This is a genomic window from Roseateles oligotrophus (genome assembly GCF_014204525.1).
GTDB classification, from domain to species: Bacteria; Pseudomonadota; Gammaproteobacteria; order Burkholderiales; family Burkholderiaceae_C; genus Paucibacter_A; species Paucibacter_A oligotrophus_A.
The window spans coordinates 515,806-527,975 of sequence record NZ_JACHLP010000001.1 but is presented as its reverse complement, the minus strand read 5'-3'; the positions used below and the strand labels follow the sequence as shown (position 1 = coordinate 527,975).

Annotated in this window: 13 protein-coding genes; 3 read left to right on the top strand and 10 right to left on the bottom strand. The window is 67.1% G+C overall.

Annotated elements, in window-relative coordinates; translation table 11 throughout:
- Positions 1–2 precede the first annotated feature (2 nt).
- Complete coding sequence (gene speD, locus HNP55_RS02415; protein ID WP_184295801.1) at positions 3–389, top strand: adenosylmethionine decarboxylase; 387 nt, start codon at positions 3–5, stop codon at positions 387–389.
- A 377-nt stretch (positions 390–766) separates the two neighbouring features.
- On the opposite strand, the gene HNP55_RS02410 is transcribed toward speD, so the two are convergent.
- The 8 genes from HNP55_RS02410 to HNP55_RS02375 form a co-directional block, all read right to left on the bottom strand.
- The gene (locus HNP55_RS02410) at positions 767–2,359 is read right to left on the bottom strand and encodes a flavin monoamine oxidase family protein (protein WP_184295799.1); all 1,593 of its coding nucleotides are present in this window, start codon (positions 2,357–2,359) and stop codon (positions 767–769) included.
- A 56-nt stretch (positions 2,360–2,415) separates the two neighbouring features.
- Positions 2,416–3,996 (bottom strand): polyamine aminopropyltransferase, encoded by a 1,581-nt coding sequence (locus HNP55_RS02405; protein WP_184295796.1) that lies wholly within the window; start codon positions 3,994–3,996, stop codon positions 2,416–2,418.
- Complete coding sequence (locus tag HNP55_RS02400) at positions 3,993–4,343, bottom strand: YkgJ family cysteine cluster protein (protein WP_184295794.1); 351 nt, start codon at positions 4,341–4,343, stop codon at positions 3,993–3,995. The genes HNP55_RS02405 and HNP55_RS02400 overlap by 4 nt, the downstream gene beginning before the upstream one ends.
- Positions 4,344–4,419: 76 nt before the next feature.
- Entirely contained in the window at positions 4,420–5,355 is a 936-nt protein-coding gene (locus HNP55_RS02395; RefSeq protein ID WP_184295792.1) for a PA2778 family cysteine peptidase, read from the bottom strand.
- Positions 5,352–5,759 (bottom strand): PA2779 family protein, encoded by a 408-nt coding sequence (locus tag HNP55_RS02390; RefSeq protein ID WP_184295790.1) that lies wholly within the window; start codon positions 5,757–5,759, stop codon positions 5,352–5,354. The genes HNP55_RS02395 and HNP55_RS02390 overlap by 4 nt, the downstream gene beginning before the upstream one ends.
- Before the next feature lie 124 nt (positions 5,760–5,883).
- Positions 5,884–6,108 (bottom strand): DUF350 domain-containing protein, encoded by a 225-nt coding sequence (locus HNP55_RS02385; RefSeq protein WP_124446269.1) that lies wholly within the window; start codon positions 6,106–6,108, stop codon positions 5,884–5,886.
- Between the two features lie 41 nt (positions 6,109–6,149).
- Complete coding sequence (locus HNP55_RS02380) at positions 6,150–7,775, bottom strand: DUF4178 domain-containing protein (RefSeq protein WP_184295788.1); 1,626 nt, start codon at positions 7,773–7,775, stop codon at positions 6,150–6,152.
- Between the two features lie 48 nt (positions 7,776–7,823).
- Positions 7,824–8,864: an SPFH domain-containing protein gene (locus HNP55_RS02375; protein WP_184295786.1), complete on the bottom strand. Its 1,041-nt coding sequence runs from the start codon at positions 8,862–8,864 to the stop codon at positions 7,824–7,826.
- Between the two features lie 328 nt (positions 8,865–9,192).
- On the opposite strand from HNP55_RS02375, the gene HNP55_RS02370 reads away from it, so the two are divergent.
- Together HNP55_RS02370 and HNP55_RS02365 are read left to right on the top strand one after the other, a co-directional pair.
- On the top strand, positions 9,193–9,693 hold the full coding sequence (locus tag HNP55_RS02370; protein ID WP_184295784.1) for a molybdenum cofactor biosynthesis protein MoaE: 501 nt from the start codon (positions 9,193–9,195) through the stop codon (positions 9,691–9,693).
- Positions 9,690–10,076, top strand: coding sequence for a CrcB family protein (locus HNP55_RS02365; protein WP_348648642.1), 387 nt, complete (start codon positions 9,690–9,692; stop codon positions 10,074–10,076). Before HNP55_RS02370 ends, HNP55_RS02365 begins: the two co-directional genes overlap by 4 nt.
- On the opposite strand, the gene HNP55_RS02360 is transcribed toward HNP55_RS02365, so the two are convergent.
- Both HNP55_RS02360 and HNP55_RS02355 read right to left on the bottom strand, forming a co-directional pair.
- Positions 10,065–11,726, bottom strand: a complete 1,662-nt coding sequence (locus HNP55_RS02360; RefSeq protein WP_184295782.1) for a sensor domain-containing diguanylate cyclase — start codon at positions 11,724–11,726, stop codon at positions 10,065–10,067. The two genes, HNP55_RS02365 and HNP55_RS02360, sit on opposite strands and share 12 nt — an antisense overlap.
- A complete protein-coding gene (locus tag HNP55_RS02355; RefSeq protein ID WP_246448116.1) occupies positions 11,727–12,170 on the bottom strand; it encodes a hypothetical protein in 444 nt (147 codons plus the stop codon).

Here is a 12,170-nt window from a genome sequence, read left to right as displayed (position 1 = left end):
GCGTGCAAGGCCTGCATCTCACCGCCGATCTGCGGGGCTGCGCGGCGCGCAGCCCCTTGCTGCTGTCGCCCGAGGCCTTGCGCGGGCTGTGCCTGGCGGCGGTGGAGCGCGCGGGCTTGAGCCCCGTCGGTGAGCTCTTCCACCGATTCACGCCGGCGCCGAGCGAGAGCCAGAGCGGTATCACCGGCGTCGTCCTGCTGGCCGAATCGCATCTGGCCGTGCACACCTGGCCCGAGCTGGGCGGCGTGACGCTGGACGTCTATGTCTGCAATCTGGGCCAGGACAATAGCGCCAAGGCCGAGGCCTTGTTGGAGTGCTTGATCGCGGCCTTCGCGCCTAGCCAGGCCCTGCGTCAGCGCCTCATGCGCGGCGGCGAGACGGCGGTTTGAGGCTGGGCCGGGCCTTGGTTTTGGCCGGCCCCGCCAGCACGTCGTTGGAAGAATCTCCCAGCAGATAACGCGCTGGGCCGCCGCATCGATCGAAGTCCACAGGGTGCTCCCAAGCGGGCTTATCAAGCAAAAAGGGGGATGTGTTCAACACCTTCCCCTTTGATCGGGCCCGCGGACCCTGCTGTGAGCCCGCTCAGCTCCTGCGCGGTTTTAACTCAGCTTGGCGCTGTGTCAGAAGCTGTAGTGCGCGCCGATATTGATTTGGCTGATCTTCAGCTTCAGTGCGTTAGAGCCTTCGCCGATGGTGTTCTCGTCTGTTGTGCAGAGCCCGCAGTCGGGTGAGGGTAAAAGTTACCTCCAAATGCAAGCGGCCTGCCTCAGCCCCGTCGCAAACGGCCTGCCAGCTTGGCCCCGTGCGTGTAAGCCTCTTCAAACACCGAATAGGCGGACAGATCCGCATGCGCGAAGTGCAGGTCTGGTCGGCCGGTCTGCGAGTTGGCCAAGGCCCGCAAGGCGGGTGCGCCGCGCACGCCGGGGCGCGGGATGCTCATGGCATGGCCCCAGCGCATCAGGGCCACGGCTTGCAATTGCTCGCCCAGGTCCGGGTGGACGGTGGCGAGTTCCTGCAGAACACGCGTGCTCCATTGCTGCCAGCTGTCCTTCAGCAAAGAGGCGCGCTGGCTTGCGGGCAAGGCCCAGTAGGCCGTCAGCACGGTGGCGCCTTGGTCGGGCCGCAGGCTCTGGTGTGTGGCGTCCACATAGCCCAGGGCGGCGCTGCCGTAGACCACATTGTCCCAGCTGGGTGCGGCGCCCACGCGTTGCATCAGCGGCCCGCGGGTTTGCAGATTGGCCACCAGCCAAGGTGCATAACTCATCAGCTTGGCGGCATCGTCCAGGGCTGCTGACACGCCTCGCCCCAGCAGTTTTTGCGCGATGAAGAGGGGCGTGGCCAGCACCAGTTGGCGGGCTTGCCAGCGCTCGGCTTCTTGCTGCGCCTCGTTCCAGGCCCAGACCTCAAAGCCTTGCTTGCCGCTGCCGCCCTCGATCTTCAGGACGCTGCGGCCGCAGTGCAGATGCGGGCCGAGCTCGGCCGCCATCTGCTGGGTCAGAAAGGCATTGCCTTGCGGCCAGGTCAGCACGGCTTCGCGTTCCTGGGTCTCGTCCCCCGGCGGGTGGAAGCCGTGCCGGCTGGCGAAGTAGTGCAGGCCGGCCCAGGCGGAGACCTCGCCTGCCGGGGCGCCAAAGTCGTCGCGGCAGCAATAGTCCAGATACCAGCGCAGCTGGCTGTCGTTCAGACCCTGGTGCTCCAGCCAGTTGGCGAAGGTCTGGGCGTCCAGGGCCTGGTGGCCCGCCGTCCAGGGCGCTCGGTGTGTGGGCATGGCAAAGCCCAGCTCTTTTTGCGCCCGCCTGACGGCTGCGGCAAAGCCCAGGTATTGCTTGCGGGTCTCGGGTTTGAGTGCCGGGGGCAGCAGGCCTTCATGCCACTGGCCCTCGAAGAACAGGCGCTCTTGCGGGCTGTGGCAGAGATGGCGCTCATCAAACACCGCCCGGCCCAGCTCTTGCCTCACCAGGCCCAGATCTTCCAGCAGACGATAGACCTCGGGCGAGTCCTTGCCCGGCAGGGGCAGGTAGTGGGCTCCCAGCGGGCAGGCCATGCCTGCCATCTGGTGCCCGCGGCTATTGCCACCGGCCTGGTCTTCCAGCTCCAGCAGGGCGAAGTCGTCCAGACCTGAGCGCTTGAGCGTGCGCGCGCAGGCAAGACCCGACACCCCGGCGCCGATGATGAGGGTGTGGCAGCGCTTGGGCGTACCGCCGGCCAGGCCCTGGGGCAGGGGCAGGGGCTGGCGCAGGCGGTGGCCGCGCTCATCGCTGGCGCCGACCCAGCCACCTTGCAATTCAGGTCTCGCCGCATCGCAGGCACCCAGCAGCGTGGTCGCTGCCGCGAGGCTGAGTAGCTCACGTCTTTTCAAGTCGATCCCGCATTTCTCTGTGGCTCTGTGACTCTGTGGTTGACTCTTTATTTATTTCAATGCACCTTGCCCCACTCGGTCTCGAACTCATGCACCAAGGCCTGGTTGGAGAGGCGGTTGACCTCGGTGGGCAGGCGCGCCATATCGGGCGGGAAGTTGAGCAGGGCGGGGATGCCGTCCAGGGTCAAAAAGCGCAGGCCTGCCGGCAGGCTGCGCGGCGGCGCCCAAGGCCGGCGCGAGGCCAGCACAAAGCCCCACTCACCGAAGCTGGGCACATGGGCGTGATAGGGCGTGGTACTGAGGCCCACGGCCTCCACCGTGGTGACCACGGTCCAGAAGCTGCGCCGCGCGATCAGGGGCGAGGTGGTCTGCACGACGGCATAGCCGCCAGCGCTCAGATGCTGATCCACCAACTGGTAGAAGCTGCTGGTGTAGAGCTTGCCGAGTGCGAAATTGCTGGGGTCGGGGAAGTCGATGACGATGACGTCAAAGACCTCCTTGCTTTGCTCCAGCCAGCCAAAGGCATCGGCGTTGACGATCTTGAGTCTGGGGCTGAGCAAGGCGTCCTGGTTGAGCCGGCGCAGCAGGGGCAGGGTGGCGAACAGCCGCGTCATATGCGGGTCCAGCTCGACCAGGGTGACGCTTTCCACGCTGGCATAACGCAGCACTTCACGCACCGCCATGCCGTCGCCGCCGCCCAGCACCAGCACCTTTTTGGGCGCGCCGTGGCCGGCCATGGCGGGGTGGACCAGGGCCTCGTGATAACGGTATTCGTCCCTGGAGTGGAACTGCAGATTGCCGTTCAGGAACAGGCGCACGCCGGCATTGCCCGCGGTGACGACGACGCGCTGGTAGTCGCTGCTTTCGCGCACGACGATGTGCTCGCCGTAGAAGCGGTCCTCGGCCCAGGTGCTCAGATGATCGGCGTAAAACATGGCCAGGGACAGGGTGGCGATGGTCAGCCCGCAGGCCAGCGCATGGCTTTTGAGGGCGCGCAGCTCGTGGCGGAAGAGGTAGAGCGCCCACACAGCCACGAAGGCGTTCAGCAGGCCGAAGAACAGGCCGGTGCGCACCAGGCCCAGATGCGGCACCAGCAGCAGGGGGAAGGCCAGGGCCACGACCAGGGCGCCGAGGTAGTCAAAGGTCAGCACCTGGGAGACCAGGTCGCGCAAGGCATAGCGCTGCTTGAAGTACTTCTTCAGTATGCGCATGACCAGGGGAATCTCCAGGCCCACCAGGGCGCCCACCAGCAGCACCAGGGCATAGAGCAGGACCCGGAAGGTGGTTTGCTGGCCGGGCGGCAAGAGGCTGTGGGCGGCGAACAGGGCGGCCGGCATCAGGCCGCCTATCAGGCCGACCAGCAGCTCGATCTTGAGGAATTGCGCGATCAGCTGCCGTTCCAGATAGCGGCTCAGCCAGGAGCCCAGACCCATGGCGAAGAGATAGCTGCCGATGATGGTGGAGAACTGCAGGATGGAGTCGCCGAGCAGATAACTGGCCAGGGCACCGGCGGCCAGCTCATAGACCAGGCCGCAGGCCGCCACCACGAAGACGCTGGCCAGCAGCAGCAACTCGTGCAGCGAGATGCTCGCGGCGGTGTTTTTCTGCAGGTGTTCGGTTGGTGTCGTGAGGCTCATGCCGGCAGGTTAACGCAGCTGGGTTCGGCCGGGCTCAGGCGCGGCAGCCCATGCCCGGCGCGGGCCTTGGCGCATTGCTCGTCGCCGGCCTGCACGTCCCGGCAGGTGCTGGGCCTTTGGGCATAGACCCCGCAGCTGACCGGCCCGCCCACCTCGCCGCTCAAGGCCCGGCAGCGCGGCCGCGCCTGGTTGCTGCCGCTCATGCAGCTCAGATGGGGGCTTATTTTCTCGACCAGCTCGGGCGGCAGATCGGCTGCCTCGGCCCAGTAGAAAGAGACCCTGAAGAAGGCACAGCAGGCGCCGCACTGCTGGCAGGGATGGATGTCCGGGGGGCGAGGCGGTGTCATGGAAACCTTGGGGCTGCAAAGATTCGGCCGCTATTCTTGCAAAGAATGGAGCGAGCGCGTTTTTCGGGCCCGGCCTTCAGTCCCCTTTGATTTGTTGCGCCAGGGCCTGGTAGCTGGCCAATCTGGGGCCGCCCAGCCTTGTGGCCTGGACGATGGCTTGGGCGGCCGCTTCTTTTTTGCCCTGCTCCCACAGCACCTGGGCCAGATTGTTCCAGGCGTCCGCGGCCTGCGGATGGACCTGGGTGGCGGCCCGGTAGGCCGTCTCGGCCGCGGCCAGATCACCCAGCGCGTAAGCGCTATTGCCTGCGCCCATTTGTAGCAGCAGGTCGTCGGGCCAGCGCCGCAGGGCCTGGGCATAGGCCAGCGCCGCGGGCCGCGGCTGCAGGCGCTCCAGCGCGGCGATGGCCTGACCCGCGCTGACCGCATCGGCGGTGGCGGGCAGGCGCTCGGGTGGGAGTGCCAGCATGGCCCAATGCCCGCCGCGCGCCCAGGTGCGCTCGAAGGCCGAGAGCGACATCTCCAGCGCCGCCGTCCTGCCCGAATGCAGGGTCACCGTGCCGCGCTCGCGGTCGTAACCGATCAGCACGGCGTAATGCCAGACCGGATAGATGGGTAGAGCGAGATTCTGAAACACCAGCACCGGATGGCCCGCGGCCACCTCTTGCAGCACGGCCTCCAGCTTGGGTGCCAGCAGATAGGCGGGCAGGCCTTGACGGCGCGCGGCCACCCGCATCTCGACTTGCAGCGAGCCTTGGCGGCCGGGCACAAAGACTTGTGGCGCCAGTTGCTCGGCCTCGATCTGCAGGCCGGCGGCCTGCATCAGCATGGCCAGGGCGGCCGGGCCGCATTCAAACTCTTGTTGGGCGATAAAAGGCGTTTGGCTCAGCAGGGCGCGGGCGGGCAATTGGGCGGGCCAGTGGCTTTGCAGCTCCTGCACCGGCAGGGCCACGCAGCCGGCCAGGCCCAGGCTGGCGGCCAGCACCAACAGGCCCGCCAGGCGCGAGGCCTTCAACGCACCGAGCGGGTGAAGGGGAAGACCTTGGTCAGGCCCAGGATGTCGGTGACCAGCAGCACGATGAAGACGGTGAAGACCAGGCCCAGAATATCGCCGCCTGCGGGGGCTTGATCAATGCGGCCGGCCAGTTGCGCGACTTCGGCGTCCGACATGGCGGCCACGCGACCCGCGGCGGCATCGGCGTCGACGCCTTGTTGGACCAGGGTGGCGCGCACGTCTTCACGGCTCAGAAAGCTCTGGACGCGTTCACGCGCGGCGGCAGGGTCGGTGGCCGTGTTGGCGGCGGTGCTGGCCAGCAAGGCCTCGGTGGGGACGATGGCAGCCTGGGCTTGCTGGGGCAAGCTCATCAGGGTGCAGGAAACGATCAGGGTGGAGGCGATGAGGCGTTGCAGGGCGGCCATGGTTGTTCGAAGTTCAGCAGGGCTGCGAAGTGTAGGAAGCTGGGCCGCCGACTGCCTAACACTCTTACACGTGGAGACAAAAGCGCTCGCTTCGTTTCAATCGCTTGCGTGTCGGCCTGGCCCCTCAGCCGTGAATTGCCGCCGCCACGATCTGGCCGATGGAGATGCACATGGCCGCGACGACGACGGCCAGGGCCATATTCTTGCGTTCGACGATTTCTTCCCACAGCTTGTAGGGCGTCAGCTTGTCGATGACGATGAAGCTGATCCAGAACACCAGCACGCCGATCAAGGCGTACAGGATGGAGCCCAGCACGATGGCGGGCTTGAGCCATTCAAATCCAGTCATGTTGAAGTCTCCTTGCTTGAATGTCTGCTGATGGCGCGGGCCTATTTATGCCCGCCGCCGCTGCTGCCGAAGCCGCCGAAAGAGCCGCCCCCGCCGCCGCCCGAGCTGATGCGGGCACCGCCGCTGCGCTTGCATTGCGCGTACTCGGCGCTGTTCTCGCCATAGGTGTCGCGGTAGCTGCCGCAATCATCTTCGTTCATGGCCTTGATCATCAGGATCAGGATGAAAAAGATGAAGAGGCCGATGATGAGATTGCGCAGCCAGCTGCCGGAGCCGCCACTGCTCAAGGAACTGGCGTCCGAGCGCAGGCCCGCGTGAGCGGACAGCGGCAGGCCGAAGGCGCGGGCCACCTCGCTGGCGTCCATGCTGCGGCCCCAGCTCCAGGTGATCTCGCGGCCGGTCTGTTCGCGGCTGAGCAGTTCCCGTTTTCCGCCGCTGCGGTATTCGTAGTCGCTGACCAGGGCGCGTTCCTCGCGCAACACCCGCCAGTAGAACTCGCCCAGCACATAAGTCGTTTTGGCGGTGTAGCTCTGGGCATAGCGGCGGCGGAAGGTCTTGCCCTTCCACTCGATGCTGGCGCCCAGGTTGCGGCTTTGCGTCGGTGCACCGGTCAGTGGTCGTACCAGGCTCCAGCCGTCCTCGCTATCGACCAGGAAGACAAAGCCCTCCTTCTGGTTGAAGAGCAGGTACTCGCGCCAGAAGGTCTGCTCGGCGTCCTCGTCATTCGGGTCGGGCAGATCGCAGCGTTCCTGATAGCCCAGCACCTGCCAGGGCAGGCTGGGGCCGCCCGCCACGGCCAGCCGCCCCAGGCTGCCGAGCTTGAGCTGGGGTTCCATGCCCTTGGCCTGTTCGTAATGGGCTAGTCCGGCGGCATTGCTTGTGGCGATCTCCACCACCGTATGGCATTGCGCGCAGACGATGGATAGGCTGGTGCTCAGCTTGGGCGCCAGCGCGGCGCCGCAGCTGGGACAGGCCAGGGACTTGGCCTGCAAGGTCTTGCTGCTGTCCTCGCGCAGGCCGCGCATGGCCAGATCGGCGATGCGCACGGCCCGGCCCACCGACCACAGCGGCGGCTTGCCGGCCAGCGCCGGGCCGTAGTCCAGCGTGCCGACCTCGTCCTGTGCATTGCGCAGCTCGGCCACCAGATACTCGCGCGCCAGCTCGGGCGGGCGCGGCAGCTCGCCCTGGGCGGCCAGCAAGGTCGTCGGGGTCAGGGCGGCGATCTGCCAGTTCTGGCCGGCCACGATCTGGCTGGCACCCAGCACCAGCTCATGCGCTTGCGGCGGCGCCATGGGCAGCGCGGCATCGAAGCCGAGCACAAAGCTGCCGTTGTCCTCGGACAGCCAGGCGCTGCGCGCAGGATCGGCTTGGGCCTTGGCCTCAAACAGCAGATGCCACTCGTTCCATTGCCCGTCGGCATAGCCCAGTTGCAGCCGGCCCACGACCGTGAAGCCTGCGCCCATATAGCGGCCCGAGGCGCCCAGCTGCAGGGGCGAGTAGTCCTCGATCAGCTCGGCGCTTTCGCCGATCTTGCGCAGGGCCTCGCCCTCGCGCAGCAGGCTGCTGCGGCAATAGCTGCAGACGGCGCTGGCCGAGGCGGCGGAGGCGAACTCCAGCGGCGCCCCGCAATTGGGGCAGGCGGCTTGCCAGCGGCGCTGGCTCGGCAATGGGACGGGGGAGGAGGGCGGTGGGCCGCCCTCATTCGGCGGGGTCAATTAAGTGAGTTTCTTCAGCAGCTCCGCCTTTTTGGCGGCGAATTCTTCGTCCGTCAGTATGCCTTTGGAAACCAGGCCGCCCAGCTTCTCCAGCATGGCGAAGATCTCGTCGCTGCTGGCCGCGGCCGGGGCTGCTGCTGCAGCGGCGGGCGCCGCGTTCGCTCCAGCCAGGCCCGCGCCCAGCTGCTGCGCCAGCACCTGGCCCATGGCCAGGCCTGCCCCCAGGCCCATGGCGTCGCCGGCCACGCCGCCGCCCGAGCCCACGCCTTCGGCCAGCTTGGGGATGGCTTGCGCCGTCTGGTATTGCATGAACTTGCCCATGTCCTGGCCGATCATGCCCATGCCTATCTTTTGATCGAGGATCTTCTGCAGCTCCTCGGGCAGGGAGACGCTTTGCAGGGTCACGTTCTCCAGCTTCAGGCCCAGGCGCTCGAACTCGGGCGCGGTGGCCGTCTGCAACTGCTTGGCGAACTCGATCTGGTTGGCCGCCAGGTCCAGGAAGGGGATGCCGCTCTGGGCCACCGCGTCGCTGATGTGTTGCAGCATCAGGCCGCGCAGCTGGCCGTCCAGATCGGCCACGGTGTAGCGTTCGCGGGTGCCGGAGATCTCGGTGTGGAAGAGCTTGGCGTCGGCTACCCGGTAGGCGAAGTTGCCGAAGGCGCGCAGGCGGATGGCGCCAAAGTCCTTGTCGCGTATCGTCACCGGCTGGGTCGTGCCCCAGCGCTGGTCGATCTGCTGGCGGGTGCTGAAGAAGTAGACATCGCTCTTGAAGGGCGACTGGAACAGCTTGTCCCAGTTCTTCAGATAGGTCAGCACCGGCAGAGTCTGGGTCGTCAGCTTGTACATGCCGGGGCCGAAGACATCGGCCACCTGGCCTTCGTTGACGAAGACGGCGAGCTGCGATTCGCGCACGGTCAGCGAGCCGCCGTACTGGATTTCCATGTCCGCGATGGGGAAGCGCCAGGCCAGGGTGCCGTCGCCGTCTTCGGTCCATTGGATGATGTCAATGAACTGTTTCTTGATGAAGTCCATCAAACTCATGGCGTGCTCCTCGTCGATTGATGCTTTTGTGCAATGGCCGGGAGTATCCGCCAGCCGAAGCGCACTTTCCTCGGCTCTATGGGGGACAGTGCGGGGTGAATCTTGCCCGGCTTGATAGGCGTCAAACTGGGTTAGGGCCTGTCAACACTGCAGGAATGGGTCGCGTTGTGTCCAGCCAGGGATGCAGGCAAGGCGCAAACCGCAGCCGGGTTGGACACCCGGCGAGGATTTGCAACGCCGCATGCGCCCTGGCTGGGCACAACCCTTCGCGGCCCATTCCCGCAGTGTTAACAGGCCCTGGCCGGGCCGGGATGCAACAATTCCCCCCATGACATCCCATCCACGCGTTTCGATCCGGCCCGAGGATTTTGACCTCAGCGCCGAGACTCTGGCCTTGCGCCAGGCCGATGGCGGCATCGGCGCCGTCGTCTCTTTTGTAGGCACGGTGCGTGAGTCCAGCCAGGGCGAGTCCGTCAGCCAGATGGAGCTGGAGCATTACCCCGGCATGACCGAGGCCGCCATCGAGGCCATGATCGATGCGGCTTTTGCCCGCTTCGACATCCGTGCCGCGCGGGTGATCCACCGCGTGGGCGTGCTGCAGGCACGCGAGCAGATCGTGCTGGTGCTGGTCGCCTCGGCCCATCGCGGCGAGGCCTTTGCCGCCTGCGAATTCCTGATGGACTATCTGAAGACCCAGGCGCCATTCTGGAAAAAGGAAACCACGCCCGGCGGCGCCCACTGGGTCGATGCCCGCAGCAGCGACGATGCGGCGCTGGCGCGCTGGGGCATTGCCTCGGGCAATTGCGGGCCTGAGGCGTCGCCGCCGTGACGGCCGGCCTGTGGCTCAAGATCCTGGCCGTGGCCGGCGGCGCCTCGGTCGGGGCCTTGCTGCGCTGGGGGGCTGGCCTGTGGCTCAACCAGGCCTGGATGGGTTTTCCGCTCGGCACCTTGTTGGTGAATCTGGTCGGCGGCCTGCTGATCGGCATGGCGCTGGAATGGTTTGGCCGCACGCCGGATGAGTTTTTTCGCCTGCTGCTGGTGACCGGCTTGCTGGGCGGCCTGACCACCTTCTCCAGCTTTTCTGGCGAGTCCTTGCTGATGCTGCAGCGGGGCGAGTTCGGCCTGGCCTTGGCCCACACGGCCGCCCATGTGCTGGGAGCGCTGGCCGCGGCGGCCCTGGGTCTGCGCCTGATGCAGTGGCTATTGTCCTGAGGGCGCCAGCGGCGGCGCCACCCGGATGCCGTTCTTGCCCAGGCGCTTGACCTCGTACATGGCGGCGTCGGCGGCGTTCAGCAAGGCCGTGCGGTGGCTGGCGTGACAGGGGTAGCTGGCCACGCCGATGCTGGCGCCCACACGGGCCCAGCCCCCGCCGTTCAGGGCAATGGGCTGCTGGATGGCTTGCAGGGCTTGTTCGGCCAGTTGCTGGGCATAGGGTGAGTCGGCCGCGACTTTTTCCAGCACCATCACCATCTCGTCGCCGCCCAGCCGGCCCACCAGATCGCTGCCGCGCCGGGCCAGGGCGCTCAGGCGCCGGCCGCATTCGATCAAGACCTCGTCGCCGGCCTGGTGGCCCAGCTCGTCGTTGACGCGCTTGAAGCCGTCCAGGTCGATGAAGAACAGGGTCAGGGCATGGCCGCCGTCCTTGGCCTGCAACAGCAGGCGGTCCAGGGCATGGGTGATGCCCACCCGGTTCTTCAGCCCGGTCAGGGCGTCGTGCTCGGCCTGGTGGCTGGCCGCCGATTCCTGGCTCTTGCGCTGGGTCACGTCGTAGATCACGCCCTCCACCATGGGGTCGGCCGTTTCGGCACCGTGGGCCTGGACCGAGATCAGGCAGTGCACCCAGCGCGGCTCGGCATCGGCGCTGCGCAGGGCCAGATCGGCCGACATGGTCTGGCCCAGGGCGGCGGAGTCGGCAATCATCTGATGCACATGGGCGGGGTCGGCAAACACCTTGTGGATGAAGTCCTCGCCGCGCAGGGCGCTCAGCTGGGCGTAGTCCGAGCCTATGACCCGCATCACCGTCGGGTTGCCATTGATCAGCCGGCCCTGGGCGCTGAGCACAAAGATGCCGGCGCTGGTGTGGTCGAAGATCTGCCGGTACTGGGCCTCCATGGCGGCGATCTCGGCATGCAGGCGGCGCTCGGTGCTGAGCGCCGTCTCGGTGGCGGCGAGCAGGCGGTTGGCGGCGCGGATCACGGTGCCCACCTCGTCCTGGCGGTGCCGCCGCTCCAGCTGCAGGCGTTGCGAGCTGCCCACCTCCAGCTGCACCAGCTTGCGGGCCAGCCCCGTCATCGGCCGGGACAGCATGCGCAGCACGACGAAGTTGAGCACCAGGGCCAGCACCGTGATCAGGCAGGCCAGGGCGGCGCCCAGCCAGCGCGCCTGCTGCAAGGCCTGGGCGGAGATGCGCACGGCATCGCCCTGCACCACCAGCAGGCCCAGGGCCTCGCTGCTGTCGAAGGGCGAGCGCAGCGCTTTTTCCACCCGCAGGCTGGGGGCTGGTTCGGCCAGGGCCGCCGCTTCGGCGCCGGGCTTGGCGGCGCTGCCCGCCAGAACCTCGCCCCGGCTGTTCTGCACCCAGACGCGGGCGGCGTTGGGGTCGCGGGCCACGCCGTCCACCAATTCCTTGAGCAGCACACGGTCGTCGGCATAGACGCCGACGGCGACGGTTTTTTCGATCGCCGTGGCCACCGCGTCCAGGGTCAGCTGGGCCGACTCCTGGGCTTTTTGATAGGCCAGCCGAAAGCCCAGCAGGGCGGCCAGCAGGCTCAGCAAGCTGGCCGTGCCCAGCAGGATGAGGGTGAACTTGCCATGCAGGCTGTGCCGGTAGTTGCGGGTGGCGGCGGTGTCGTTGGCATCCATTCAGCTGGAGCGTCCCAAGATCATGAGGACACGCAAATCGCCCTCGCCGGGTTCTCGGCTCAGGTAAGCGATGGCGCGGCGGTTGCGCTTGAGTTCGGCCAGCAGGGCGGCGTCATCGGCCAGGGCCTGCGGCGCTTGCACCCGGCCGGTGAACAGCAGGCGGGCCCAGTAGCTATTGATCTGCGCCAGATCCATGCCGGTCAGGTTGGCGTAGAAGGCTTCGCGCAGGAGGCTGTCGCGCGGCTGGTCCAGGGGCTCGGCCAAGCTGCCGTCGGGGAACTGGCGGCTGCGTCCGGTGTACAGGGCGATCAGCTCTTTCTTGCTGATGCTGCGCAAGGGATTGGCGCTGTGGACGACGACGAAGAGTTCGCCGTCCTTGGCCTGGGATTCCCGGGCCAGGGCCAGCAAGGCCGGCAGGAGGAGGAGGAGGGGGCGGCGGCGCAT

Coding starts and splice junctions, on each gene's coding strand:
- HNP55_RS02370 (WP_184295784.1), top strand. CDS start 9,193: ATGACATCCCATCCACGCGTTTCGATCCGGCCCGAGGATTTTGACCTC.
- HNP55_RS02385 (WP_124446269.1), bottom strand. CDS start 6,108: ATGACTGGATTTGAATGGCTCAAGCCCGCCATCGTGCTGGGCTCCATC.
- HNP55_RS02390 (WP_184295790.1), bottom strand. CDS start 5,759: ATGGCCGCCCTGCAACGCCTCATCGCCTCCACCCTGATCGTTTCCTGC.
- HNP55_RS02400 (WP_184295794.1), bottom strand. CDS start 4,343: ATGACACCGCCTCGCCCCCCGGACATCCATCCCTGCCAGCAGTGCGGC.
- HNP55_RS02355 (WP_246448116.1), bottom strand. CDS start 12,170: ATGCGCCGCCGCCCCCTCCTCCTCCTCCTGCCGGCCTTGCTGGCCCTG.
- HNP55_RS02375 (WP_184295786.1), bottom strand. CDS start 8,864: ATGAGTTTGATGGACTTCATCAAGAAACAGTTCATTGACATCATCCAA.
- HNP55_RS02405 (WP_184295796.1), bottom strand. CDS start 3,996: ATGAGCCTCACGACACCAACCGAACACCTGCAGAAAAACACCGCCGCG.
- HNP55_RS02360 (WP_184295782.1), bottom strand. CDS start 11,726: ATGGATGCCAACGACACCGCCGCCACCCGCAACTACCGGCACAGCCTG.